The sequence below is a fragment of the Agrobacterium sp. 10MFCol1.1 genome, assembly GCF_000381165.1.
GTDB classification, from domain to species: domain Bacteria; phylum Pseudomonadota; class Alphaproteobacteria; order Rhizobiales; family Rhizobiaceae; genus Agrobacterium; species Agrobacterium tumefaciens.
The window spans coordinates 430,122-456,323 of the sequence record NZ_KB906073.1; the positions used below are offsets into that span (position 1 = coordinate 430,122).

Below are 26,202 nucleotides of genomic sequence, written 5' to 3' on the forward strand. Positions count from 1 at the left end.
CGGGACGGAATGGCGGGCCTGCGTAAATTCTTCGCGGTCGTGCCGGTTCTCATCCTTTCCGTGTTTGTTTTATCCGTCGCCGCACAGGCGTTTTCCGAAACCCGGCGGTTTTCCGATGTCGTCGCCTTGGCAAGAATTGCCGACGACAAAAGCGGCCTGGCGCACGATCTTCTGGCGAAGACGGTCGATGGGCTGCACCCCGTCGTTGCGGAGAAAATCTGCCGTTCGGATATCGTCAAGGCCGGGTTACGGCTCGTTCTCGCAGATCTCGATGCAAATGGCCAAGATGCGACGTCGGAGGCCGGTGCGGCGCGTCTCGGCTTTGCCGAAAGCTATATTCGTCACGCGCTCTCCTGTTTGCCTGCAAATGGCGATGTGTGGCTGCGTCTTGCCATGGTTCGTTCGCTGCGTGACGCTTCGCCAATGGAAATCGCCGTTCTGATGAATTTTTCCCAACTTTACGGGCCTGCAGACGCCAACCTGATACGCGGGCGCTTCGTGATGTGGCAGCAATTTCCAAAAGACACGCTGCCTCAGGCCGATGCGGCCCGCAATGCGGACACGGCAGTCGTCTGCGGCAAAGAGGGGGAAATCCTGCGCTGGACCCTGCGGAAGATCTGTCCGCAGCAGCCGCAGGCCGGCATGAAACGCACCGTGCCGCTTCCGTGACATAGCGGCCCGCCTCGTCCTTCTACCTTAGACATCGTCGCAGCAACAGTTATTGCAAAGCCGAAAGCCAATGTCGTCCATCGAAGCCCAATCAGAACCGCTATCCTCATCGCCACCGCGACCGGTTGCGTTTCCAGACTATTTTCGGACGGCCGCCATAGTCATCTTCTGGGCTATCTTCCTGCTTGCGCTTCTCAATCGCGGCGCAACTGAAATCGAGAGCCGTATCGTCGTCACCGTTGCAATTTATTTGTTGCTCGTGCCCGCCATCCTGTTGTTCGGGCCGCCTCGGGCTGGTGCAAGCGTGGCGCTTGTGGCGACCTGCCTTTTGCTGGGGGCACTCATCATCCAGATGTGGCTGCAATCATCTGTGCCGGGTATTGCTCCACCCAATCCCGCCTGGTCGACCGCCGCCATGTTTGTGCAGTTCGCCCCCGACGCCACGGTTTCGCTCACCCCGGCGGATGATCGGCTCGGCCTGTTAAGCGCCGCCCTGCCCTTCGGCGCCTTCATGGCCGGCCTCGTCATTTTCGATACCGACGAGCGCGCGGCAAAAGCGCTGCGATGGTTCGCAATTGCCGGCGGATGGCTGGCACTGTTGTCAATCGTGCAGTTTCTGCTTTTTCCAGAAACACTCGGCTTCATTCAGAAGCGCTTCTATCTCGGCAGCCTGACCGGCCTTTTCGTCAACCGCAATACCGCCGCCACCTTCTTCGGTCTCATTCTCCTGACCCTCGTCGTGATGCTGCACAAACGGCTGACGGCTCCAGACTGGGGAATGGTCAGGGCGCTGGTGGCAAATCGCCTGACCGTTCCAGTCGGCCAGAAACGCCTCATCCGCAAGGCCGCCTTCATCGGCGTGCTCACTGCCTTTTGCTTCATCGCCCTGATGCTGACCGGATCGCGCGCCGGCATCGCATCAAGCTTTGCGGCACTGAGTTTCCTCATTCTTCTGACCGTCTTCAACTCACCCATCAAAACAGGCCGCAACGCGGCTGCCCTGCGTCGCAAGCGGCGCGGCACGAAGCGCCGCGCGGCGATCGTGCTCGCCATTACGCTTGGCCTGTTCCTGCTCTTCGCCAATCGCGTGGCGCTTCGCATGGAAACGCGATTGGAAGACGACATGCGCTTCTGCTACATGCCGGGCATCGCGCGTGCCATTTCTGACAGCTGGCCTTGGGGAACCGGCCTTGCAAGCTTTACGGAAACCTATGCGCCCTACCACGCGGCGCAATGCGGGGTGGATGCCATCGTCACCCACGCCCACAATGTCTATGCCGAGGGACTGCTGACGCTCGGCCTCGCATTTCCATTTTATGCGGCTTTTTTCGTGCTCGTCCAACTCGCCATTTTTATTCGCGGGGCGCGCAAACGCAAAAACTACCGTTACGCTTCCCATCTCGGCCTTGCCGGGCTGCTGCTCGTCGCATTGCATTCGACACTCGATTTTTCGCTGCAGATTCCCGGCTTCGCAATGGCTTACGCCGTATTCCTTGCGCCCGTCGTCACGCTTTGCCTGAACCCACCAGGGGTTGGACGGGACCGTTCGCGGCGGCGCGAACTATCTCCAACCGATCCCGCAATGCCGGCCTAGATCAGTCCGGATGGCAGCAGCCTTCATTTCGCTGATGCGCAATAGTTGTAACGATTATAAAACCACACAAAGACGCGAGAATTTGGGCATGCGGATATTGCAAATAACGTCGCTGTTTTCTCCGGACCGGGTCGGCGGCGCGGAGATATTCGTGGAAGACCTAGCGCGTGGACTGGCGGAGAAGGGACACACGGTAGCGGTGGCGGCGATCTCCCGCAAACAACAGGCCGTGGAGCTGCGGGATGATTTCGCCGTTTACCGCCTCGGACATACCACGCCGTTTTTTATCGGAGACTGGGAACAGCAACCCGGATGGAAGCGAAAATACTACAAGATCGCCGTGCAGCTGGATCCGGGTCTCGTGCGCCGGCTTGCCCGCGTCATTGATGATTTCCGGCCTGATGTCGTCAACACCCATTCGCTGTCGGAGCTGACACCGCTGATCTGGCCGATGATCCGCAAGCGCGGCATTCCGCTCGTCCATTCCCTGCACGATTTCACCAGCATGTGCACCAACGGCTCTCTGTTTCACGACGGGCACATCTGCGACGGCACCAGCAAAAAATGCCGCGCCTTCTCTTACCTGCACCGGCGTTGCCAATGCGCCGTCGACGCTGTCGCCGGTGTCGGCCACGATATTGTCGAGCGCCATGTGCAGGCCGGCTTTTTCACCCATGTACCGGAAAGCCGCCGCACGGTCATCTGGAATGCCATCGCGCCGCCAGCTTCACAGACACAGCGCATTCCACGCGCGCCTGGGGACCCGCTTGTTTTCGGCTATCTGGGCCGCATCGAGGCGCCCAAGGGTGCAGATCTCCTGATCGAGTCGCTGCCGCTCCTGCCGCCGAAGGGCTGGCGACTGGTCATGGCGGGTCGCGCGCCGGGCGGCATCGAAGCCTACGAGCAAAAAACCGCCAACCTTCCGGTCGAATTTCCTGGCTACGTGGACGCCGATAGTTTCTTCGCCGGTATAGATTGTCTGATCGTTCCACCACTCTGGCCAGAGGCTTTCGGGCGCACTGTCGCTGAAGCTATTCTACGCGGTGTGCCGGTTCTCGGCGCCAATCTCGCCGGTGTCGCCGAACAGATCGGTCGGGACCGGCCGGAAAGCCTTTTCACGCCGGGCAGCGCCGCCGAGCTTGCCGCCCGCATGACTGACGCGATGCGCAACCCCGCCATTCTCGCGGAAACACCGGAAACCAAAGCGCGCATTTCGCAGGGTGTCGCGCCCGAACGGGTAATCGGGGCATACGAAGCTCTGTATTCGGAGCTGCGCAGCGGCATCAGGGCATGAGCCGTAAGATTTCACCCCGGGGACATGACTTCTAGACGTCAGGTCTGTTCATGGAAAATCTGCGCATAGCTTTCCGCCGCCTTCTGCCATGAATACAGCTTGCGGTTTTCATAACCAGCCTGGCGAAGATCGCTTGCCAGATCCGGCTCCCGAAAAAGCCGCTCAAGTGCCGCGACAAGGCTGTCAGAGTCCGCGGGATCGAAGGTGAGTGCGCCCTTTCCGGCGATCTCCGGCGTTGCGGAACGGTTGGAGCAGACGACCGGACACCCCAGTTGCTGCGCCTCCAGCACCGGCAGGCAGAACCCTTCATATGTGGAAGGCACACAAAGGCAGGCGGCGTGGCGGTAAAGGTCTGCCAGTTGATGGTCGTCTATGCCGGAAAGCCGGATCAGTCGCGCCTTCAGCTCCGGATCATCGAGCACGCTGCCAATTTCCTCGGCATCGTCGCGGCCAACATGCACGACGTGCAAATCCGGCCTGACCTTGCCAATCACGGCAAAAGCCTTGCCCAGAAGCGAAAGGTTTTTATTCGACGTCGCGTTTCCGACCGCCAGTATGTATGGCGCGGCAACCGGCGGCGGGCCGTTTAAACTCGCTGGATCGACACTCAAGGTGCTGTCAGAATGGATAGTCAGACTTTTCCCGGCAGCCGATGGATAAAACTGCGCCAGATCCTTACGCGTCGCTTCCGATACGCAGGTGATCCGGTTCGAACCAGCCATCATCAGTCGAAAGATCAAATCCGTCGTCAACGTTGCCCGCCAGCCGATCTGTTCGGGGATGGTCTTGAAATAAAGATCGTGAACCAGTGTGACGCGCCCTTTGCCGCCGCGGGGACTTCCGAAGGGATCGGCGTTGAACAGCACATCGATGCCGAGCTTGCGGCAAAGTGCCGGTAACGTCATGGCCTGACGCAGCACATCAAACACCATGATACGCGGCCGCGGCGTCTCAATCAGCTGAAGGCGGCTTTCGCGCAGGTTTTCGGGCAGCTGTGCCCGCGTCCAGGGAGAGCGCAGGATGTAGTCGTCCCGCGTCTGATCCAGCAGCCGCTCCAGCAGGCTGAAGGTCACGCGGGCGACGCCGGAAGGTTTGCCGCCATACTGGCTCGGCATGTTTACGAGAATACGCATCCTGACCCTTCCGCTTGCCTGCACTTTCTGCCCGAATTGATCGCCAAGAGGCCCCTCACACTGCTTCAGACAGCAAAGCGGAAACGGACCGGCAGGTCTCCTCCAGCGAAAAACGCCGGCTCACATCCTCGCGGCCCTGCTGCGCCAGCCTTTCCGCCAGAGCCGGCTGCGACAGGATGCAGCCTAGTGCTGCCGCAAGCGCCGATGCGTCGCCCGGCGGCACCAGAAGACCCGTTTCGCCGTCCCTAATGATTTCGGTAACCCCACCACCGCGTGTAGCGACAACCGGCCGCCCGCACATCATGGCCTCCACCACCACCCGCCCGAACGGTTCGGCGACAACAGAGGTGTGGGCAACGGCATCCATCGATGCCATCAGCTCTGGTACATCCGACCGGAAACCGAGGAAGCGGACACGACCATCCAGACCGAGACGGGATGCCTGCTCGCGAATGCGCGTCTCATAGGCGTCCTGCCCGAATAGCGCTCCGCCAACGATGACGGCCTGAACGCCATCCATCGCCGCGATCGCGTCCAGAAAGACGTGCTGCCCCTTCCATTCGCTCAGCCGGCCGAACAATCCGACAAGCGGTTCAGGACCAAGGCCCAATTCCGTACGCAACCGCGCAGCTCTGCCGGGATCGTGGGCCACAGCCTTTGCGGGGTCGAAGCCGTTATAAACGATGCGGACCTTTTCTGCCTGCCCGCCGGCTTCAACGAAAGCCCGGCCGGTTTCCTGCGAATTGACGGCCACCAGCCTTGCGAAAAGGCGCGCGAATGCCAGCGAGGCATGGCGATTGGCGGAGCTGAATGCGGGATCGGTGACTATATCGTGCAAAACCCAGACAAGTGGGCGGCGGCTGAGTTTCGCGGCAAGCGCGCAAACGAACAGCGCCTTCTGCGAATTGGCGCAGATCACGTCGTAATGTCTCGCCTGCTGGCTCAATTGCCAAGCGACGGCGACAACATCGGCCGCGCCACGCAGCATTGCGCCAAACGGTGAGTCACGGCGGATCGACAGCATTTTTTCGCCAGCGGATAACATGACCGGAGGCCTCCCGGCCGCTGCCAGATCATCAGCAGCACCACCGCCACTGAGAAAACAAGCTCGCCAGGAATGCGGTCCGGCCTTGACGAGGTCCGTCAGAAAAAGCTCGGCGCCACCCTTCTCTCCTGTGTGACTGACAAATAGAGCGGATGTCATGACATCACCTGTGAAGTACCAGAGCACCCAAGTTGCCATTGCCCTAAATTGCGGGCATGAATGGACAGCCCGTGAAAATGACGAGTGCACTTGCCAGCGCCAGGGATATTTTCACCGGCAATTTCAGTATAAGAACAACAATGCTTGATTGTGGTTAGAAAAAATAACATTCAAACCTTTATGTGGATAAAAATCCGATATACGTAAATTAAAAGAAAAATATTCTATCTATATATTTTAAAAGAAATCGAAGAAAAATTCGTGACGTATAATTTTACTGCTTTTCGCCGTCCCGTTTCCTGCGTTTTGTCCCCCGGCCTTTCGGCGGAGTTATCCTAGGGCCAGACCAGGAGAACGAATGATGACACCGCTCAAACGCAACATATGCATATATATGACCGGAACGGAAGAGGTGCCGGCATGATCGGCGTATCGCTCGGCATCACCCCCCGAAACATCCCCACCATGGTCCCTTCCCTGAACGCGCTCTCACCCTTGCGCGCGCGTTTGACTGCGGGTCAGAATGCCACGATCTTCGTGAATGGTGACAGCACCGCCTATGCCGATGCCGGACCATTCCAGCAGTTCGCCATGATGCTCGGCGATCTGCATGACACAAGGGTTGTGCTGCACCGCTGGGCAGAATGGCAGACAAACGCCCCCACCGGGCCAAAGGCCTATGCGGATTCGGTTACGCTGCGCGCAGGCATTGGACCAACGCTCACGGTCTATCTTGCGGCACTGCCCGGCGGCATGGCCGGTTACATGCTCGCGGACCAGCGCGCGGCGGCGTTGAAGATTCCGCGTCCCGACCTGTGCATCACGCATCATGGGCATAATATGCAGAGTTTCGAGACACCGGGTGGTATCCTAAGCTCCGGACGAGCCGCCCTGCTCGGACCGCTTGGCATGATGGAGTGGCAATGGCCGGGTGCCCCCCAACTCATCACCACCCAGAACCCCTGGCGCGATAGCACCGGTTACGACAAGGTCTATAATGCGATCCTTGACCTTGCCCGAGCGCACCCGGGCCTCACGCTGGTGGATACACACGCGTCATTTGTAGCGAGAGGCAAGGACCATGCGCTTTACCGCGACAACGTCCATCCGAACGATGCCGGATCTCAGCTCATCGCCCGAACCTTGTTCAGTTGTTATCTGGCATCGGCGCCCGATAACGTCTTTCAGACACCTTGTTGGCCGAAACTTCCCGCCGCCAATCTTATCGTCAACGGCGATTTCACCGATTGGACCGGGTCCGCTCCAGCGGGTTGGAATCTCACCGCGCCGGCCTCTGCCGGCAAAACCGCCGCAGTGACCTTTTCTCCGGCCTTCGCTTACAGCCTGGATCTGCGTGCAAACGGCAGCCAGTCAGCCGCGCTGTTTCGTTATTTCCGCAATGCAGAGGCAGCCGCGATGATTGGCAGAACCGTCTCCTTCGCGGTGCTTTACAAAAATAGCGAGGGGCAGCGTGCGCCCTATGTCACACTGATTACGAAAAGCGGCGGCGCGGTCCGGACGATAAGCTGCTCCGCCCTGCAATTCGGTGGTGCGAATGCCCTCGACAATAGCGGCTGGATGTGGGCCATAGCCAACGAGATCACCATCGACCCGGATATCAGCCCCAGCGGATACGGTTTCTATGTGAGGATCATGCCGGCATTCGGCATGAGCGCACCGGTTTCCAACGAACCGCTCTACATCCAGCGGGTGATCGCCGTTGAGGGCGCTCTACCAAAAGGCAATCTGAGCGACTGAAAACCTTAGAAAATTGTCTTGCGCGGCAACGTCATCAAGACCACTATTCATCGTCATCACCCTGTCGCCTCATGGTGATGACGTCCTCTCCCACAGGGCCGCACCAAGGTCCGCCAGTGAAGGATACAGGCCGGGAATGACCAGAAGCACAAATATGGCGGCATCGCATCAATCCCCGTTGCCGGGTTTCGTTTTGGCGATGCCTCTTTATCCTTCAAAAACCATACAGGTGCCCGGTCTCTTTCTGGCGATATTCGTTTTTTCCATTGGCTTTTTCATTCAATGCAATGTGCTGACCAGCAATCTGGGCCTGCGCTTCCTCAACATCACCGACATGCTTGTCCTGATGACGCTACCCGTTATTGCCCTGCTTTACATTCGCTGTCTGACGCCCTCGATCATCCTGCTTTATCTCGTTCCGCTAACCATTTTTTTTGCACTATCGGCTGTTTTTGCCGACGAACGTGGCGAAGGTGAATTTTACACCACCGCGATGGCATATTTTTACGCGGTCTATTTTCTGTTTTTTGCCTATATGCTGTTTAAGGAGAGCCTTCTCGAACTGTTCTGCTGGGGCATCTTCGCCGGCTTCATCGCGGTGACGATCCTGCTTTTTCTGGACATCGTCATTCACGACCAGCTCGCCTCCCTTGGCCTCTCTTTCATGTTCGATGAAACCGCCGTGCTGGCAGCTGCGGCAAAAGGCGAATTGAGCCCGTTGCTTTTGCGTGTCGAAAAAGCGGGTGGAATCTGGCCGGTGGGCAACACAGCCGGACCTGCCTTTGCGTTGGCGGGTGCGGCAGTCGCCTATCTTGCCGAAAGGCAAAAACGTCCCGCGCTGTTTGCCGTATTTTTGCTGGTCTATCTGGCCAGCTTCACACTTACTCTCAACCGGTCCGGAGTATTTGCGGTTCTTGCGATCGGGGTCTATTTCTACATCAGAAATTTTTCCATCAAAATGCTGCTCAGCACCTATTTTGGTTTTGCCTTGTCCGCCCTTGTCATCGCAGCTGTTTTGCCATTGGGCGCTTTCGATTTTGCAGAACAGATCTTTTCAAAACGGTTTCTAGAGGACAGCAACAGCAGCAACAATGCGCAGGAACGCTGGGATACGCTCACTGGCGGCTTTCAGGTGATGCTCCATCACCCTTTAGGCATTGGTTTTACCGCTCGATACGAAGAACTGTCGAGAATATCGAGGATCGGAACGCCGCATAATGGCTTTCTCGCCACGGCCTATGCATCCGGCATAGGATTTGGCCTTCTCAGCGCCTTCGCGCTTGTTTACGCGATCCTCCGGAAACGAAAAGTCGGTTTCTTCGCCTATTCGGCGATCGGAATCGTTATCGTCTATCAATTTGAAGAGCTGAATTTCAATCCCGTTTTCATGGCCTATATGGGGCTCGTACTCGCCTATACTTTCATTGATCTGGATTTCAGGTTCTTTCTGAAAAATACGATGATGAGGATGGCTGGAATGGCAGAAGAGGACGCTTTGGCGACGGCACGGCCGGCGTAAATTACGGTGAGGTTCTCTCGCTCCAAACCGCACATCCTTGCTGCCAAAATTTGTTCCGTTTTCAAGTGGGCGCTTTAGGTCACTTCGATGATTTCAATCTCTTTGCCACCCAGGCTGACAACATCACCGGCAGATTTTCCCATCAACACTCCTGCGACCGGGGAGACATAAGACATCGATCCAGTGGCCGGATCGGCTTCATCCTCGCCTACGATCCGGAACCGTTGCGTCCTCCCGTCATCACGGCTGAATGTTACCACGCTGCCGAAGGCAACGGTGCCATCAGCAGGAGGGCTCGGCATCAGCTGGGCGGTGCGAACGCGCTCCGCGAAATACCGAATGTCCCGCAGAGGATTGGCCGAAAGCCGACGTCTTTCATTGACGTCTTCGACGGCATTGGCCGTTTCGCAGGCTTCGCGCGCCAATTGCAGCTGCTGCTCCAGCGCTTTCAGCCCAGCCTCCGTCACCAGATTTGGATGAGGCGAAATCACCCGGTCCGGCAGAACCGTTTCGGCTGCGGTTTCGGCACTATCTTCCTTGGTAAAGGCTACACTCAATTCTGGCACTCCATTCCCATGAGATGCCGCTTTGAGCATCTCCCTTGCCGTCCAATCCTGCCACCGCCCATTGCAATGCTGCAATAGCGTGCACCACGGAAACCGCCCATGTACCCCTCATTTCTGGCTCTAACAGGAGGCTTTTCGCCCTGTTAGGGTATTGCCCAAGAGGAGTGAGAAAGCCAACGCTAACGGACAGGAGACGGTCAATGGCCCGGACAGTATTGAATGCGCTTGGAGACACACTCTACTACAGCGACAATTCCACCGGATTTTTTTCCGCCACGGGTTCCGGACCGCTGCTGACAGGCACTGCCGGCAATGATTCCATGTGGGGCGACAGTTCCGTCGATGTGACAATGGCGGGCGGCACGGGCGACGATATTTATTACCTCTATTCCAGTATCAACCGTGCCGTCGAAAATGCCGGGGAGGGTATCGACACCATCGACACCTGGATGAGTTATACCCTGCCCGACAATTTCGAAAACCTGCGGGTAACCGGAGATGGTCGTTATGCCTTCGGAAATGAGCTGGACAACATCATAACCGGCGGATCGGGCAGCCAGACCATTGATGGTGGGGGCGGTAACGACGTGCTGATCGGCGGTGGCGGTGCGGATACATTCGTTTTTACGAGCGGCAACGGCACCGATCTCATCATGGATTTCAGCGCCAACGACACGATCCGGCTTAACGGTTACGGCATCACATCCTTCGAGCAGCTCGTCAGCAATGCCACCCAACAGGGCGATAATCTCTGGCTGAACTTCGCCAACGGCGAGGCCGTCGCTCTTGCCGGAACGACCATCGACGATCTTCAGGCCGACCAGTTCGAGCTCAGCCTCGACCGATCATCCCTCACCCAGACCTTTGCCGACGAATTCGATGCACTTTCACTTCGCAGCGGCGATCAGGGGACTTGGGATGCCAAATATTGGTGGGCACCGGAAAAGGGAAGCTCGCTGACGACGAATGGCGAGGCGCAATGGTACATCAACCCCGCTTATGCCGGCACATCAGAGGTCAATCCCTTCAGCATCAACAACGGTGTCCTGACTATCACCGCCGCGGAAACCCCGCAATCGATCGCCAACGAGGTTGAGGGCTATGATTATACCTCGGGTATGCTGAACACCTATTCGTCGTTCAGCCAGACCTATGGTTATTTCGAAATGCGCGCCGACATGCCGACCGACCGGGGCGCTTGGCCGGCCTTCTGGCTTTTGCCTGAGGACGGCTCCTGGCCACCGGAACTCGATGTCGTGGAGATGCGTGGGCAAAACCCCAATACGCTGATCATGTCCACCCACTCCAATGCAACGGGAGAACAGACATCAGTCATAAACAATGTCAGCGTGCCGAGCACGGAAGGTTTCCACACATATGGCGTGTTGTGGGATGCGGAACATATTACCTGGTATTTCGACGACGTCGCCGTGGCGCAGACGGATACGCCTGATGACATGCACGACCCCATGTATATGGTCGTCAATCTTGCTGTCGGCGGCATGGCAGGAACGCCGTCGGCGGCTGATTTCAGCGACGGTTCGCAGATGATGATCGATTACATCAAAGCCTATTCGCTTTCCGACTGGGCCGCGTAACGAAAAACGCCGGCAGTTGCGTTCAGAACTGCCGGCGCCTCAGACCTCAGCCTGTCGGCTGGGCCTTGTTCAGTTCAGTCATTCAGCCGCGATCTGCATCCGCTCAGTGTAGAGCGACATGAGATGACGCGCCGTTTCAAGGCTCGCGGGCTGTTCGGCCCGGTAGCGGCGGCCGATTTCCATCATCAGCACAGTATCCGGCAGGAAGGTCAGCTCCGAGAAGATGCCCTGCCAGTCGATATCTCCCCAGCCGAGCGGCATATGCAGATCGCCGATGCCGAGAGCGGTATTTTCCTGGTCGAAATACGGCTGATAGAAGCCCTGCGGCCGGCCGAAGGAATCGTGCACATGCAGATGGCCGGCGACCGGCGCCATGGCGCGAAGCTGCTCGCGGAAATCGAGCCCGCGATAGGTGGATTCGAGATAGGCGTGGCTAAAGTCGATCAGCGCCACGACGTTATCATGGCCGATGGCCTTAACGGTCTGGGCCACCTCGGCAGGCGTCTGGCGATATTGGCCGGGTTCGGTGGAGAAGATATTCTCAAGCGCGACCCGCACGCCATAGGGCTTGCAGAATTCCGCCAGCTCGAAAAGCGCCTCCCGCTCACGGGCATCGGCATCGGCCCGCTCGGCGATCTGGTCGGCACGCAGGGCACCACCATGCTGAACGAGGATGCCCGCGCCGATGCGATCGCACAGGACGGCCAGCGCCTTGGCTGCATCTATCTGGTAGCGGCACGTTACCGGGTCCATGAAATTGGACGAAACAAGACCGTGCACCGTGTAGCGGAAGTCGAATTCTTTGGCGAGCGCCACGAACCGTTGAGCGCGCTCCTCGATGATGCGACCGCCTGCGATCAGATCAAGGCTCGTTGCGGCGATTTCAACGGTGTCGCAGCCAATTTCGGCAAGCGCACGCAGATCGCTTTCGAGTGTGGCCAGTTCACCGTCGTCCGAGCTGGCGTTGAAGCCGGTTCCAATAAGATTGCTCATGTCATCATCTCCAGGGGTAAGGAAGGTCATGCGAGTTCAGGCTGCCGTACGGCGCGGCGCGCCGTATCGAACAGGTCCGGGCGGTCGATATTGACGTAGTCTACCCCGGCCAATGCGATCTCATTATGAAGGTTGGCATCATCGCCGCCATAATAAACCATGATTTCCAGACCCGCCTTGCGGCATGCCGCGACAAGGCCGGGCTTGCGCATCTGCGCAGGTGTGATCTCGATGATCGAGGCATGGTGAACAGCCGCAGCCAGCGAAGGCGACTTGGCGATATCGAGCGTCATCATCTTGCGGAATTCCGGCGCGGCGGCGGCCAGGCCCCGGCGCATTTCTTCGGAGAACGAGAAAAAGAAGGTATCACGCACCATGCCGAGGCTTCGTACCAGTGCCGCCACCTTGACGGGATCGCAATATTTCAGCTCGACATAGACGCCGCAGCGGCCGCGCAAATGGCTGAGATAGGCATCGAGCCGCGGTACAGCCGCACCCTTGAAGTTTTCGCCGAACCAGCTGCCGGCATCCAACGCATCGATCTCGCTCGACAGCATGTGGCCGATGGGACCCGTGCCATTGGTGGTACGATCCAGCGTTTCGTCGTGAAAGACATAAAGCACGCCGTCCGCGCTCTCGCGCACGTCAAGCTCGATGTAATCCGCTCCCTGCTGCAAGGCGAGGTCGGCGGCGGCGAAGGTGTTTTCGGGCGCAAAATGGTTGGCACCGCGATGGGAGACGATTTTAGGCATGGAAATTCCTGTCAGTTTACGGCTTCCGGTTCACGCGCCGGAATAGTCGAATGGTGGGAAAGATCGGCATGCAGCCCGGCGATGCGGTTACCGGCGGCATCGAACACGAGCGTCAGCGCCGATTTGCAGCTGATCCCGACACGATCTCCCGGCGCGTGGCGTATCGTCTCGCCATATTCCAGCGCGTGGATCATGCCTGCAGGCGTATCGATCGTGTAGAATACCTCGCGGCCCATGGGCTCGACCGTGGTAACCTGCCCCTCAAGCCGCGCCTCGGACGATGTGACGAGGGCGATATCTTCCGGGCGCAGGCCAAAGGTGACTTCGCCGTCACAGCGGGCATTAAGGTCGAGCAGGGCATCGCCAATCTGCAACTGCCCGCCCTGCGCCCATCCTTTCAAGAGATTCATTGGCGGCGTGCCGATGAAACCGGCCACGAACAGATTGTCGGGCCTGCGATAAAGATCATCGGGCGTGCCGATCTGGGCAATGGCGCCGTTGTTCATGCAAATGATCCTGTCCGCCATGGTGATCGCCTCGATCTGGTCATGGGTGACGATCAGCGTGGTGATCTTCAGGCGCTTCTGCAGGCTTTTCAGCTCGGCGCGCATGGTGATGCGCAGGGTCGCATCGAGATTGGAAAGCGGCTCGTCCAGTAGCAGGATGTTCGGTTCCTTGACCAGCGCGCGGGCAAGCGCCACACGCTGCTGCTGGCCGCCGGAAAGCTGCGAGGGCCGTCGGTCGAGCAACGCGCTGATCTGCACGAGGCTTGCCGCCTCCTCCACCCGCCGCGCTGCTTCTTCACGCGGAACATTCTTGAAGCGCAGCGGAAACGCGATGTTCTGCCGCACCGTCAGGTTGGGATAAAGTGCATAAGACTGGAAGACGATACCGACATTGCGGTCGCGCGCATCGATGCGATTGACGTTGTGGCCGTCGAAAGAAATCTGACCCGCGGTCGGCGCGTAGAGCCCGGCGAGCAGGAAAAGCGTGGTCGACTTTCCGCATCCGGACGGGCCGAGAACGGCGACGAATTCGCCGTCTTCGATGGAGAGGGTCATCGGTTGCAGAACGCGGGTGTCGCCCCAGCTTTTGGTGACATTGTCGAGGGTGATCCTGGCCATGGCGATTATCCTTTGATCCCGCCGAAACTCATCTGGGTGATGTATTTCTGCGTGAAGATGTAAATGATCAGCACAGGCAACAGATAGATGATGCCTACGGCAGCGATCATGCCGTAGTTCACGCCGGCGCTGTCCTGTGCCACGAAGAAGAGATAGAGGCTCATCGTCATCTGGCTTTTTTCGATGAGCAGGGTCTGGACGAAGACATATTCTTCCCAGCCACGCAGAAAGGTGAAGGTGGCAACCGCGATCAGCCCGCTTCTTACCTGCGGCAGAACCACCATGCGAAAGGCTTGGAAGCGGGTCGCGCCATCGGTGACGGCGCTCATTTCGATGTCCCAGGGAACGTTATCGAAAAAGCCCTTGAGAACAAAAATTGCAAACGGCAGCTCAAGCGCACTCATGACCAGCACGACGCCGAAGAGATTGTTGAGCAGGCCCATGTAATGCAGTTGCACGAAGATCGCGACGGTGAGCGCGAGCGCCGGAAAGGCATGCAGCAGCAAAAGCCCGCGCAGCACGTTTTCACGCCCGGCGAAGGTGAAGCGCGACAGCGCATAGGCGGCCGGCGTGGCGACCAGCGCGACGATCAGCGTCTGGGAAGCGGCAAACAGCAGTGAACTGCGCATGGCGGTCCAGACGGATGGCATCAGCGCCATGCGCGTGGTGCCGGTTTTCTCGATGTCACGGCTCCAGAGGAAACTGTAGTTGTCGATAGTCAGATGCGGCAGCACCAGCACGAAGACGAGCGCTGCAACCACGGCGCCAAATGCCAGCCACAGCAGCGTGGGATTGCGCAGGCGCGTAGAAAGCAGCGCAACTGCTATCGCCCCGCCATAGGCAAAAGCGGCGATTGCGCCGCTGCGCCACAGCACAAGTCGGCTGAGATTGTCGTCGGAAGTCGTGAGCGATTTCACCAGCAGCCACAGGTAGGGCAGGAGAACCGGAACCGAAATCACCGTCAGGAACACAAGAATGACGGGAACGAAACCGGCGCGATGGGCAAGGCTGCGCCTTTCAAGACGCGTCCAGTCCGGCTTCAAATCAAGGGCACGCCTGCTGTGGGCAGGTGAGTGGGTGTGGGCGAGCGTCATCACAGCACCTCGATTTTGGCGGGAGCAAAAGTCGAGCGCATATTGCTGATGCGCCATTGAATGAGGGTGATGGCAACGCCTATCGCCATCAGGCCAAGCGCAAGTGCAGCACCATAGGCATAGGCACCGTTTTCAAAGGCGCGCCGGTAGATATAAAGCGGATAGGTCGTGGAATCGTAGACAGGCCCACCGCCGGTGATGAGCAGGATATATTCATAGGTCGTCATCAGTGAGAGCGCCTGATAGAGCGTGATGAAACGGATCGGTGCCGAGAGCGCGGGTGCGACGACATGGCGAAGCACACCCCATTCGCTGGCGCCATCGACGCGCGCGGCATTGGCCAGATGCGACGGTATGGAGCGGATGGCCGATGTGAGGATGACCATGGCGAAAGACGCGCCGACGACACCGTTCGCCACCACCACCAGAAACAGCGGAAAGTCGTTGCGCAGGTTGAGAGCGGGTGCGCCGAGCGCGCCAAGAAACTGGTTGAGCAGGCCGGAAGACGTCGGATCGGCGATCCATATCCACAGCACGCCGTAAAGCACGGCGGGGCTCATGCGCGGCAGCAGCCAGAGGCCGCGAAAGAAGTTGCCTAGCCGGTCCGGTATCGCCGTGGTCGTAACGGCCAGAAGCGCGCCAAGCCCGATATTGAAGATGAACAGCGTTGCGCCGACATAGATCAGCGTCGTCAGCAACACCATCGGCAGGCGCACGTCGCGCTGAAACATGCGCTGGAAATTCTCGACCGTGAATTTGCCGACCCTCAGGTTTGCGCCCATGTCGGTAAAGGCGATCACCAGATTGACGACGATCGGGGCAAGAAAGAACAGGCCAAGCAAGGCGAGAGCCGGAGCCAGATAAAAGATCGGCCGGGCCGGGCGGCGCGCCCGAAGCTGAAATTGAGACATTACGATATACCGGTGGGAACGCGGAAAAGCCGCCCGGCAGAACCGGGCGGCATGGTTTCGGGCAAACTCAGTTGCTTGCGGCGTCGCGGATTTCGATCTCCGCGCCAAATTGCAGCTCAAGCTCGTCGGCGATGAAATCGACCGCCTGCGCGGCCGTCATCTTGCCGGTCTCAACCGCTTGCAGACCGCTGAACAGCACCTTGTTGTAGCTGCCGAACTTGGTGTGGTTGGGCACGAACTGCGCGTATTTCATCATCGGCGAAGCAGCGGAGAGTACCCAGTTATCGCGGTATTTCGGCATGGCCGTCTGGGCGTTGCTGATGGCCGTATGATAGGATGTCACGGCGTGTTCGTTGTTGAAATAGGGCAATGTCGCAAGCGCCACGAGATCGGCGGCGATATCGGCATTGGCACTCTTCGGATTGAGGGTGTAGAGCAGCGGGTGCGACAGGTTGGCCGGCTTGCCGCCTTTTTCGGCTGCCGGAGCGGAAATCCAGCCGATCTTGTTGAAGTATCCCTTGCCATCTGTCGGCCAGGTCGCGCCGTTCTTGTCACCCACCTGCCAGGCAACCGCCCAGACACCCTGATGGAAGATGAAGGCCTTTTCCTGCTTGAAGGCCGTCTGGATCGCCTCCCAGCTCATGGCGGTATTGTCGACGGGCGTCACGCCTTCCTTGGCATTGCGCTCATACCAGCCGAGCGCCTTGGCCATTTCGGCCTTGGGGAACATCAGCTTGCCGGTCTTTTCGTCCATGAACTTCACGCCATAGGACTGGAACACCATCAGATAGTCGATACCGACATTCGGGCGGTGCAGCATGCCGTATTGTGCGGCCTTGCCGTCTACCACTTCCTTCGACAGGGCCGTCAGATCGTCGAGCGTGAATTCGCCGGCGTCGACCTTGGCCGGAAGGCCTTCGATGAAGGCTTCGTCCTTGCCGATCTTGCGCAGCATGTCCTTGTTGTAGAAGAACATGCGGATTTCCGCGTCCTGCGGAATGCCGTAAATCTTTCCGTCCGTCGCCTTGGCCGAATTCCACAGAACCGGCAGGATATCGCCATAGACCCAGGGAGCAGCGGTGATCTTGTCTTCCATCGGCATGGCATAGCCGTCCTGCGCGAACTGGCCGATCCATTCATGCGGTAGGATGTAGATATCCGGCCCCTGCCCCACCGAAAACGCCTTCAGCGTATCGAGCGCGAAGGAGTCCCAGCCCTGCACGGCGCTGTTGTTGATGTCGATGACGACGCGTTTGTCGACGCCTGCTGCCTTGAACTGCGCGTTCATGATGCCGGCGGCAGCTTCGATGTTGGTGACGCGGCCCGGCGCATTCTTGTCGGCGAGCGTCCAGAGCTTGATGTTGATGTCTTCGGCAAAGGCGACAGCCGGCAAAAGCGCGCCGAGGGCAACCGCGGCCATCAGGGTGAGAGACTTGAACATGTGATCCATTCCCGTTGAAACTGATTATTTAATTAAGTTGCTTAATTAACAGCTTCATGACATTTCCCTAGGTAAAGCGCGGGAGAGTGAAACTTTGACTGAGAGACGGCAGGGCGGGCTGGCAGGCATTGGCGCAACACAGGGCGCGCTTCTGGGATATATCAGGCGCAAGGGTTCGGCCTCGCGGGTCGAACTTGCCGACTATTGCAGCATAACGCCGGCTGCCGTGAGCATGATGACGCGCAATCTGCTTGAGCGCGGTATCATCGAGGAAGGTGCACGCCGGCAGGAAGGCCGTGGCGCGCCCCATATCGACCTCACGCTCAAAAAAACCGTCGGTTACGCCCTTGGTGCACACGCCAACCGTTATTCGGTGATGTTGACGCTGTTGAATTTCGGCGGAGAGATTGTCGGAGAATTGCAGATGCGCGGCTCCTATGACGCGTTTTCCGATGTCCAACGGGCACTTCAGGACGGATCCGAAGAACTACTGACGAAAAATGCAATCAACAGGAGCCAACTGATCGGCGCGGCCATTGCCATGCCGACCCGCTTTCGCAAGGAAGCCATGTCGCTCGATCTTGCCGAAGAGGTTATTTCCTGGGCCGGGCCTGACCTTTCCGCCATGCTGCGCGAGGCGCTGCGTTGTCCGGTGATCATAGAAAATGATGCCAATGCCGCAGCCATGGGTGAACTGACGCTTGGCAATGCGGACGGACACGAAAATTTCGCTTATCTCTATCTGTCCGAGGGGATCGGCGGCGGCATCATTATCAAAAATGAGCTTTATCGCGGTTATCTCGGCAATGCCGGCGAGATCGGCGCCTTGCGCGGCCGCAGCACTTCGCGGCCCTCCTTCGAAGACCTGGCGGCATGGTGCGTGGAGCATGTAGGAGAAAAACCCTCGGGGCGCGCACCCGAGGTTTGGACGGATTACCTCTTGCGCAATTCCGCCGTGTTTGAGGCGTGGCTGGAACGGGCGGGACCCGAGGTTGCGCGCCTCGCCTTCGCTGTCAGCGCCGTTCTGGCGCCCACGGCAATCTTTGTTGGTGGCACCTTACCAAGGATCGTACGACAGCGGCTGGCGGAATGGCTGGATTACGAACGCTCGGACCCGTTCGACGGCGCAAAGGTGATACAGCCGAAAATCCAGCTGCCGGATGTGGTTGCGACAGACCCCGTGGCCTTCGGTGCGGCGGCGATGATCCTGCACGGCGTCGGAGAAGTGCGTTAAAGGCCGGAGCGCATGTCCCGGGGGAGGCCTCAGCCGAGATTGGTCACCATGAAATAGATCAGCCAGCAATGCGCTATCACCAGCACGGCCCAGGCCCATTTTGCAAGCCTGATATCGACATCGATGACGGTATTGCTGATTTCCGCCACGCGAAAAGCCTCTTCCTCAACCCGGTTCTCCGGCGGGCGAGATCTCACCACCTTCCTGGAAACCGGCTCGCCCACGACATAAAGCCTGTCGTTCGCAACTGATGGACGCGGGTCGTCGTTGGCGCTCCCGTCAAGGGAAAGCACGTCGTCACCCGAGGCGCAACTCACCGCTAATAGCTGTGATGACACCCGCCTGTTACGCATGTTACCTCCATTGGGCATCACAAATCTTCCACACAATAAAAATAAAAAAATTCACCTGCTGCTCCCGACAAAGCCTTGGCTTTACCGGGCATATTTGCGATGCGCGCAATACGCGCCGCGCCAGTTGAACCCCTTCTCGCCCCACGCTCTTGCGCTCCCCCGGAAACGCATCGGCATCAGCCCCGCCATTAACGTGCCGGGCTTCCCGGCAAATCGTGCCTTCCCGCGTAAGGCCTTACCTCCCGCTGGATCAGGAAGACGGATTTCTCCACCGGCAGCGGTTCGGCTGTCCGGTAGCGATGAGACCGCTTGGAATATTCAAACCGGATCAGCCTGTCTTCGAACTTCCCCGCCAGAACGCGATAGCCGTTGACGACCTCGTTAAGTATTTCCAGCTCTTCTCCCCACAGCCAGCCACCGTAAGCAGTGCCTTCGTTGGAGCGCAGCACGATCTCGAAAAAATGCCCGCCGGCCGCAAATGGCATGCGGAAAATAATATCGAGATTGTCCTCATCTTCGTCGTCGCATGCCGACAGTCTGGCATGGGCAACCTTCGCATGGGCCAGCGCCGAGACCGGATAGAACGGGCGCCCTTTGAACCACATGAACTCACACACCGCATAACCGACGTCGTCGGCACGCTGGTAAGGTTCAGTACGCGGCTCGAACGCCATGTAGCTTCCGTTAAACGCTATCAATTTCGAAAATTCCCGATGCCTGCCTGATGCATGATTGCTGTTTTCCGCCCGTCGCCCGCGCCTCTATTCACGACAATAGGCAAGCGGCGTCACACCAGCGTCAAATGGAACGCCAATGATGACTTTCAATTTCCCGGACACATTGTTAGATGGTGATTCATGAGGGAACGAAATTGGCTGGGAACGCTGAACTGATACCGATCCGGCTTTTTGGCACCCCGCGCTGCGATGCGGTGCGGCAAGCGTTTTTCCCGTCCAAGGGCTTTGCCCTCACTGCCGCCCTGATCCTTGCTCCCAATCAGTCCCTTTCCCGCCAGCAGGCCGCATCGCTGTTATGGGAAAACGTCGAGCAAAAAAGGGCACTCGGCAATTTGCGACAGCTGATCCTGCGCCTCCAGAAGCTGTCGAGCGATGACGATGCCATCCTTCTGACAGAAGGGAACGACCTGAAGGCCGGAAAGCTGGCGCAGCGGACCGACCTTGCGATCTTTCTTGCCGGCGCGAGAGCAGAAGACCCGATGCAGAGGCTGCAAGCCCTGCTCGAATTCGGCGGCGATCTGCTGGAGGGGCTGGAGGCTGGGCAGGACCACCTTTATCTCTGGCTGCTGTCTGAGCGACGCCGTCTCAAGGACCTGTTCTTTTCAAGCTATACACCGCTTCTGGAGGAGTTGACGCGGTTCGGCCGCGCCAGTTCGAACAACATCGCATCGCTTGCCGAATGCGCGCTGAAGATCGAGCCGGAGCGCGAGGAAACCTACCGCGCCGCCATGGCGGCCTATGCGCGGGTGGGAAACACCAGCGCCTGCGAGGGAATTTTCCAGCTTCTGATGGAACAGCTCCGCCAGGAGGACCGACCTCCGGAGGCCGAGACAGTGGCGCTTCGACGGCGGATACAAAGTCTGGCCTCGACGATAGTATCCCCCGCCGAACCGGATGAGGGTAGCCGCCGAAAACCGATGGCAAAACCACGCGTCGCCTTCAGCCGTCCGGTGCGGGTGGACGGGCTTGCGGTATCGCCGGTGATGAGCGCCTTTGTCGAGGATGTCGCCAATAGTCTCGTTCGATACCGGACCTTCACCGTTCTTTCGACGCACAGCACCTTTGTAGCGACACACGACCGGACCGACGACAGTTATGCAATGTTGCGGGCGGATTACCGCATCGTCTCCACGGTTTTCGACGATGCCCGCATGTCGGTAGCGCTGATCGAGGAAGCGACCGGAGAAATCGTCTGGTCGCTGGAGGTTGTGCTGACCGCGCGGCATATTCACGCCGCTTTTCGACTGCTGTCCAAACAGGTGGCCGCGGGGCTTGCCCGCGAGATCGAGCGGCTTCAGGTGGAACCAGACCGCAACCACAGCGGCGAGGCCTACCGGCAATTGCTGGAGGGCCAGCAGCTTCTGCGCGGCAAATGCGACCTGCCGCTTCTTCGAAGAGCCCGCTCGATGTTCCGTAAGGCAGTCGATCTGGATAACAGCATGGCGGTTGCCCGCGCCCGCGTGGCGCAGAGCCTGCAGCTGGAATGGCTGATGCTGGGCGGCAACGACCCCCACCTGCTGCACCGCGCCAAGGCGGAGGCAGACGCCTCCGTCGAAATCGATCCCGCTCTTGGCGTCGGCCACTGGATGTGCGCCGTCGTGGCGCTCTACCAGCGGGATTTCGACATATCCGCCGAAAGGTTCTTCGAAGCGGAGGCGCTTGCGCCCAACTCCGCCGACCTTTTGCTCCAGCATGCCGATGCGCTCGCCCATTTCGGCGATGCCGAAACCGCATGGGAAAAGTTTCAGCAGGCCATCGACCTCAATCCGCTCGCACCCGACATCTACTGGTGGGCGGGCGCCAGCATCGCGTTCAAGCGTGAGGATTACGGCGCGGCAGTAGAACTGTGCGCGCGCATGGAAAATGACGAGCCGGCATTGCGCGTCTTGACCGCGAGCCACGCGCTCCACGGTGATTTGGACGCTGCCCGGGAAACCGGCAGCAGGCTTCAGGAAAACTATCCGGGTATGACGGCGAGGGAAATCAGCAGCCTGTCCCCAGACCGAGACCCGGTAGCGAATGAAAAATTCTATAACGCACTTCGATTAGCTGGGATCAAATAGGAGTTATTATGTCCTCGCACTTCTTTATTGTCGGAAAAAAGGGTTTCGGCGTTCTCTTCATTCGCACGGCGCCGCTCAGGGTTGCGTCCGTCTCGCATGAGACGATTGCCGCCTATGAAGCCAGCCATCCCGGTGTGGACGGTTACGCGCGCGTTGCTGCGGCAGCAAAATCCATGCTCGTTCGTCAGGACGGCCAGCCCGAAAACGAGCTGGATCAGGTCCAGATCCAGGGCATCGAAGCCCTCGTCGCCGGCGGCGCTGTCGTTTCCGAGGCCGATTTCGCCTTTGTCGGCGAAGTGATCGACGCCGGCTGGGATTTCAACCGCATGGTGCAGGCGCCGATCGAATCGGCCCTGAAGGCTGTTGGCCCGGCAGGTTCCGTCACCGGCGAACTGTTCGACGCCATCCTTGCCGACGACACCAACGCGGCGCCTTGATTGCGCCCCCGCAGCCTTGACCGCTGACGGCGCACATATTCCAGCGACAGCGGCTTTAGGGCATCCGGACGCTTCGTTCTTCGATCCCGAACTGCTTCGGCGGTTCGGGATTACCCGCGTCGGAGACGTGACCGGTCTCGATATTATCGGCATACCCGTCTGGTTCGCGACGCGGCCCAATTCACGCGGACTGTCGGTCTCCCAGGGCAAGGGGCTTGTCGCGGAGCAGGCACGGCTTTCCGCGATCATGGAAGCGATCGAAGGTGCCGTCGCCGAAGACACCCGCAAACATATCACCACTTTCGGCTCCATTCGTGAGATGCGGGACAAGGGCGCCCCTCTCGTTCCTTTCGAAACGATCGGCCGGGTCGACCCGGACACTCTTGATCTGCGAAACGAACGCGCCTGGGTGAAGGGAACATCCATACGCCAGCAGCTGGAGGTTTTTGCCCCCTATGAACTGGTGGGCATGGATTTTCGCGCGGATTTCCCCTGGGACCGGCAGGCCTTTCTCATGAGTTCGCAAGGTCTTGCGGCGGGTTTCGACCATGACCACGCGGTTCTGCACGCCTTGCTCGAACTCATCGAAAACGACGCCTGCTTTCTCGTCGATACCTTCGAAACCCGCAATATCGCGCCGGAACCGGTCGTGTTGCCGATGGGTGTCGACACATCCTTCGATGCTCTTGTTCAACACCTTTCACATATCGGACTGCCGCCCCGCTTCTTTGATCTCACCAATACGCTCGGCGTGCCTGTAGTCATGGCGAGCCTGCCACGGTCAATCCACGCGCAGGACGGACTTGCCACCCGCAGCGCTGCCGGCGCAGCGTGCCGGTTTGGCACCTATGACGCGGCAATTGCCGCGCTGCTGGAGGCGATCCAGTCGCGACTGACTGACATCAGCGGCGCGAGGGACGATCTCTCTCCTTTGCGCTACCAGCGGGATATGTTTGCGGCGGGACCAGCGGCATCCGAGGTGCGGCCAATGGACCGGATCCCGGCCAGTCTCGATTTTGCGAATAGCGATCCGGCTCTACCGCCGTGGCGTCAGCTTGCAGAGCATCTTTTCGCCGCCGGGATCGACGACATCTATGTCTTTGCGCTGGAAACGGGCGTATCCGGTCTGCATGTCGTCCGGGTTCTGGCAAGCGGCCTCACCCCTGCCGGTGGTGGCCTTCAACGTATATCCCAGCGCACGCTCGACCGGTTCCTGAACCTCGGAGGCCTTTGATGAAGCCGGTGGTTTTTGCAGGCCCGTCCATCCACGGCATCGCACCCGCGCAGATTTCCGGCCTCGATCTTCGTGGCCCGGCTGCCTGCGGCGACATTTTCGACGCGGTAAAGCAGGGTGCCCGGACAATCGGGCTGATCGACGGCCTCTACGGTGACTGCGCCGCCGTGTGGCACAAGGAAATCCTGTTCGCGCTGTCAGGCGGCGTCACTGTTCTCGGTGCCGCCAGCATGGGCGCGCTAAGAGCGGCGGAATGCGCGGCCTTCGGCATGATCGGCATCGGCGAAATCTTTGAAGCCTATCGGGACGGGCTGCGTTTTTCCGACGCCGATGTGGCAGTCAGCCACGCGCCCGGCGAACTCGACTACCGCCCGCTTACAATCGCGCTTGTCGATGCCGAAGCGACGCTCGAAGCGTGTCGCGCCGCTATCGCCCCAGAGGAACACGACGCCTTGCTGAACGCCGCCCGCAAGCTGCATTTTAACCGCAGGACATGGCGTGCAATGGCAACTGAGGCAAACCTCAACCTCGAGACCGCAAATTTTCTGGCCGGAAACGCGGTTTCCGCCAAACGCAACGATGCGGCCCGGCTTTTAGGCCTGCTTGGCAGCGGAGAATTGCCATCCCCGCCGCCGCAATCGTGGAAATTACAGAACACGGTATTTTTCCAGCAATTGGCCACGCGGCAGACGGCGGGAGAAAAAGCGTCTTGACCGCTGCCCCGCACCCGTCTCTGCTGCCCGACTGCGGAGGACTGATCCGGACAATCGCGCTTGCCTTGCCCGCCGCGTTTTTTGCGGGTGACAGGGCTGAAGGGGGCGTCTCTCCGCTCATCCCGATCGGAAACCTGCTTTCGGCTCTGCCTTCCGACGTCACGGCCCTTGTTCTTATCGATGGCCCCTGTCTCGCCTCCGCTGAAAGCTGGCTCAGCAGGCTGGCAGCCACCTGCACCGCAGAACTGTTACCGCTCGATGCAACCAGCAGCGTTTCGCACCCGTGGATACAGGACGTGTTCCACGTTCGGACTGCTGATGGGATCGCAACCGAACTGCTTTGTGCATCGGAAAGCGCCGTCACTGGCGAGCTCGCCAATCGTCTCGGGCTTGCCGCCAACGCTTCGCATGTCACTTTGCCGGGCGGTAACCAGCTGGTCGGGCCGGACTTTCGATTGGTGGGCCATTCCAGCCTGCAGGACGACAGGGGTATGGCAAACAATGCGGCAACCGAACGGCCGCAACAATGGCAGCGGGTTCAGGCACTCGACTACAGAACCCTGGGCAGTTTCGGATATCGGCCGGAAGACCTCGGCAATGCCTCGGCCTCAATCGCTCTTACCTCGGCAAACACGTCGCCTCCGGCGATCACCTTCGGAAAAATCCACCAATGCGGTTTCCACGTCGACCAGTTCGTTTCGGTCACAGGTCTAAGACGCGATGGCCACCCGCTATTGCTGGTTGCCGATCCGGTGGCCCATGAATGCAACGCCCGTAATGCGATGGATTTGAAACGTAAACTGGATGCCTCCGTTCTATTGCTGGCACAGCAGGGCTTCGCAATCCTGCGAAATCCCATTCCGGTTTTACCCGCCATCGACACCAACAAATGCCTGCCTCGGCTTTATAACAACGTGCTTGTTGAAAATATCGTGCGCTCCGACCAAGAGAAGCCATTCGTCTGGGTTCCCCATTTCGGTGATGCGGAAACGCTCGACGGTTTCGACCGAGAGAACAGGAAAATTTGGGAAAGACTGGGCTTTCACGCCATCGGCGTGGCCGGCTGGAGCCATTTTGCCAGCCGAAACGGGGCATTGCGATGTGCAACAAAGGTGATAAACCGTCAACCAGCACAGCATACCGACGGAAAACAGCCTTACTTTATCAGTAACACCTCACAATACCCGTGGAAATTGTGTTGAATGTCTACCTTCAACAATATTAATTGATAAATATCCAATTTAAGAACCTCACAACTGGAGGAGTTCATGATGCAGGCCAAACTACCCAGCCCGATCGATGTGCATGTGGGTACACAAATCCGAATGCGCCGCAAGTCGCTCGGCATGAGTCAAAGCGCGCTGGCGGGCCGGTTGGGCATTACCTTCCAGCAGGTCCAGAAATACGAAAAGGGTGCCAATCGCGTCGGCGCGTCCCGTTTGCAAGCCATTGCATCGGTTCTCGGCGTCGATGTCAGCTCTTTGTTCGCCAATGCGACGCCGGATGTTGGAAACGCCAATCCCGCCCTTGGCACGATCAATGCCATGCAGTCTTTCGTTGCGTCGAATGAAGGATTTTCGCTCAATCAGGCCTTTGCCCGAATCAAGAGCGCAACCGTGCGCAAGAGCATCGTTGCCCTCGTGACGTCGCTTGCGGCTACCGAAGCGGCGGAAAATAACGGCGCGCCGGAAAACAAGAGCGACGATTGACGCAGGTGTGACGCTCGCGTGACGCTCGATGTGGTCGAAAATGAACAACGCGGGATCAACGCGTTTTCATAC

At 58.9% G+C, this 26,202-nt stretch carries 24 protein-coding genes; 13 read left to right on the forward strand and 11 right to left on the reverse strand.

The features are described 5' to 3' along the window. Window positions 1–9 precede the first annotated feature (9 nt). The 3 genes from F617_RS0106700 (at window position 10) to F617_RS0106710 (ending at window position 3,557) form a co-directional block, all read left to right on the forward strand. Window positions 10–669: a hypothetical protein gene (locus tag F617_RS0106700; RefSeq protein ID WP_019564829.1), complete on the forward strand. Its 660-nt coding sequence runs from the start codon at window positions 10–12 to the stop codon at window positions 667–669. Window positions 670–739: 70 nt separating this feature from the next. Further along, window positions 740–2,263: an O-antigen ligase gene (locus F617_RS0106705; RefSeq protein ID WP_019564830.1), complete on the forward strand. Its 1,524-nt coding sequence runs from the start codon at window positions 740–742 to the stop codon at window positions 2,261–2,263. An 88-nt stretch (window positions 2,264–2,351) separates the two neighbouring features. Continuing rightward, window positions 2,352–3,557 carry a glycosyltransferase family 4 protein gene (locus F617_RS0106710; protein WP_019564831.1) on the forward strand — a complete coding sequence of 402 codons (1,206 nt, stop codon included), beginning with the start codon at window positions 2,352–2,354 and terminating at the stop codon, window positions 3,555–3,557. A gap of 38 nt (window positions 3,558–3,595) precedes the next feature. Here F617_RS0106710 and F617_RS0106715 read toward each other — a convergent pair whose 3' ends face one another. Further along, entirely contained in the window at window positions 3,596–4,690 is a 1,095-nt protein-coding gene (locus F617_RS0106715; protein WP_019564832.1) for a glycosyltransferase family 1 protein, read from the reverse strand. Window positions 4,691–4,745: 55 nt separating this feature from the next. Next, window positions 4,746–5,894 carry a glycosyltransferase family 4 protein gene (locus tag F617_RS0106720; protein ID WP_026330708.1) on the reverse strand — a complete coding sequence of 383 codons (1,149 nt, stop codon included), beginning with the start codon at window positions 5,892–5,894 and terminating at the stop codon, window positions 4,746–4,748. Between the two features lie 420 nt (window positions 5,895–6,314). On the opposite strand from F617_RS0106720, the gene F617_RS0106725 reads away from it, so the two are divergent. Both F617_RS0106725 and F617_RS28650 read left to right on the forward strand, forming a co-directional pair. Continuing rightward, window positions 6,315–7,652, forward strand: a complete 1,338-nt coding sequence (locus tag F617_RS0106725; RefSeq protein WP_026330709.1) for an SGNH/GDSL hydrolase family protein — start codon at window positions 6,315–6,317, stop codon at window positions 7,650–7,652. A 136-nt stretch (window positions 7,653–7,788) separates the two neighbouring features. Further along, window positions 7,789–9,171 (forward strand): O-antigen ligase, encoded by a 1,383-nt coding sequence (locus F617_RS28650; protein WP_019564835.1) that lies wholly within the window; start codon window positions 7,789–7,791, stop codon window positions 9,169–9,171. Between the two features lie 74 nt (window positions 9,172–9,245). On the opposite strand, the gene greA is transcribed toward F617_RS28650, so the two are convergent. Beyond that, window positions 9,246–9,728, reverse strand: coding sequence for a transcription elongation factor GreA (gene greA / locus F617_RS0106735; RefSeq protein WP_019564836.1), 483 nt, complete (start codon window positions 9,726–9,728; stop codon window positions 9,246–9,248). Between the two features lie 209 nt (window positions 9,729–9,937). Between greA and F617_RS0106740 the strand changes: the two genes are divergently transcribed. Next, complete coding sequence (locus F617_RS0106740; RefSeq protein WP_019564837.1) at window positions 9,938–11,335, forward strand: family 16 glycosylhydrolase; 1,398 nt, start codon at window positions 9,938–9,940, stop codon at window positions 11,333–11,335. A gap of 78 nt (window positions 11,336–11,413) precedes the next feature. Here the strand turns inward: F617_RS0106740 and F617_RS0106745 are convergent, their stop codons facing one another. The 6 genes from F617_RS0106745 to F617_RS0106770 form a co-directional block, all read right to left on the reverse strand. Then, the gene (locus tag F617_RS0106745) at window positions 11,414–12,328 is read right to left on the reverse strand and encodes a TIM barrel protein (RefSeq protein ID WP_003511278.1); all 915 of its coding nucleotides are present in this window, start codon (window positions 12,326–12,328) and stop codon (window positions 11,414–11,416) included. A 26-nt stretch (window positions 12,329–12,354) separates the two neighbouring features. Beyond that, complete coding sequence (gene ugpQ, locus F617_RS0106750; RefSeq protein WP_019564838.1) at window positions 12,355–13,080, reverse strand: glycerophosphodiester phosphodiesterase; 726 nt, start codon at window positions 13,078–13,080, stop codon at window positions 12,355–12,357. An 11-nt stretch (window positions 13,081–13,091) separates the two neighbouring features. After that, window positions 13,092–14,204 (reverse strand): ABC transporter ATP-binding protein, encoded by a 1,113-nt coding sequence (locus tag F617_RS0106755; RefSeq protein ID WP_019564839.1) that lies wholly within the window; start codon window positions 14,202–14,204, stop codon window positions 13,092–13,094. 5 nt (window positions 14,205–14,209) lie between these two features. Then, window positions 14,210–15,298, reverse strand: a complete 1,089-nt coding sequence (locus F617_RS0106760) for a carbohydrate ABC transporter permease (RefSeq protein WP_019564840.1) — start codon at window positions 15,296–15,298, stop codon at window positions 14,210–14,212. Continuing rightward, window positions 15,298–16,209, reverse strand: a complete 912-nt coding sequence (locus F617_RS0106765; RefSeq protein ID WP_019564841.1) for a carbohydrate ABC transporter permease — start codon at window positions 16,207–16,209, stop codon at window positions 15,298–15,300. Before F617_RS0106765 ends, F617_RS0106760 begins: the two co-directional genes overlap by 1 nt. A 67-nt stretch (window positions 16,210–16,276) precedes the next feature. Continuing rightward, complete coding sequence (locus F617_RS0106770) at window positions 16,277–17,650, reverse strand: ABC transporter substrate-binding protein (RefSeq protein ID WP_019564842.1); 1,374 nt, start codon at window positions 17,648–17,650, stop codon at window positions 16,277–16,279. Between the two features lie 94 nt (window positions 17,651–17,744). On the opposite strand from F617_RS0106770, the gene F617_RS0106775 reads away from it, so the two are divergent. Next, complete coding sequence (locus F617_RS0106775) at window positions 17,745–18,884, forward strand: ROK family transcriptional regulator (RefSeq protein ID WP_019564843.1); 1,140 nt, start codon at window positions 17,745–17,747, stop codon at window positions 18,882–18,884. Window positions 18,885–18,913: 29 nt separating this feature from the next. Here F617_RS0106775 and F617_RS0106780 read toward each other — a convergent pair whose 3' ends face one another. After that, window positions 18,914–19,237, reverse strand: a complete 324-nt coding sequence (locus F617_RS0106780) for a hypothetical protein (protein ID WP_245260763.1) — start codon at window positions 19,235–19,237, stop codon at window positions 18,914–18,916. A gap of 188 nt (window positions 19,238–19,425) precedes the next feature. Next, window positions 19,426–19,911, reverse strand: coding sequence for a hypothetical protein (locus F617_RS0106785; RefSeq protein WP_003511288.1), 486 nt, complete (start codon window positions 19,909–19,911; stop codon window positions 19,426–19,428). A 173-nt stretch (window positions 19,912–20,084) separates the two neighbouring features. Between F617_RS0106785 and F617_RS0106790 the strand changes: the two genes are divergently transcribed. The 6 genes from F617_RS0106790 to F617_RS0106815 all read left to right on the forward strand — a co-directional run bounded on the left by F617_RS0106790 (window position 20,085) and on the right by F617_RS0106815 (window position 26,130). Next, window positions 20,085–22,037 (forward strand): BTAD domain-containing putative transcriptional regulator, encoded by a 1,953-nt coding sequence (locus F617_RS0106790; protein ID WP_019564845.1) that lies wholly within the window; start codon window positions 20,085–20,087, stop codon window positions 22,035–22,037. Window positions 22,038–22,045: 8 nt separating this feature from the next. Next, the gene (locus F617_RS0106795) at window positions 22,046–22,474 is read left to right on the forward strand and encodes a hypothetical protein (RefSeq protein ID WP_003511290.1); all 429 of its coding nucleotides are present in this window, start codon (window positions 22,046–22,048) and stop codon (window positions 22,472–22,474) included. A 37-nt stretch (window positions 22,475–22,511) separates the two neighbouring features. Beyond that, on the forward strand, window positions 22,512–23,708 hold the full coding sequence (locus F617_RS0106800) for a YcaO-like family protein (RefSeq protein WP_034501978.1): 1,197 nt from the start codon (window positions 22,512–22,514) through the stop codon (window positions 23,706–23,708). Further along, window positions 23,708–24,421 (forward strand): TfuA-like protein, encoded by a 714-nt coding sequence (locus F617_RS0106805; protein ID WP_019564847.1) that lies wholly within the window; start codon window positions 23,708–23,710, stop codon window positions 24,419–24,421. Before F617_RS0106800 ends, F617_RS0106805 begins: the two co-directional genes overlap by 1 nt. Further along, window positions 24,418–25,623: a hypothetical protein gene (locus F617_RS0106810; protein WP_019564848.1), complete on the forward strand. Its 1,206-nt coding sequence runs from the start codon at window positions 24,418–24,420 to the stop codon at window positions 25,621–25,623. The genes F617_RS0106805 and F617_RS0106810 overlap by 4 nt, the downstream gene beginning before the upstream one ends. Before the next feature lie 69 nt (window positions 25,624–25,692). Then, complete coding sequence (locus tag F617_RS0106815; RefSeq protein WP_025595440.1) at window positions 25,693–26,130, forward strand: helix-turn-helix domain-containing protein; 438 nt, start codon at window positions 25,693–25,695, stop codon at window positions 26,128–26,130. Window positions 26,131–26,202: the final 72 nt, after the last annotated feature.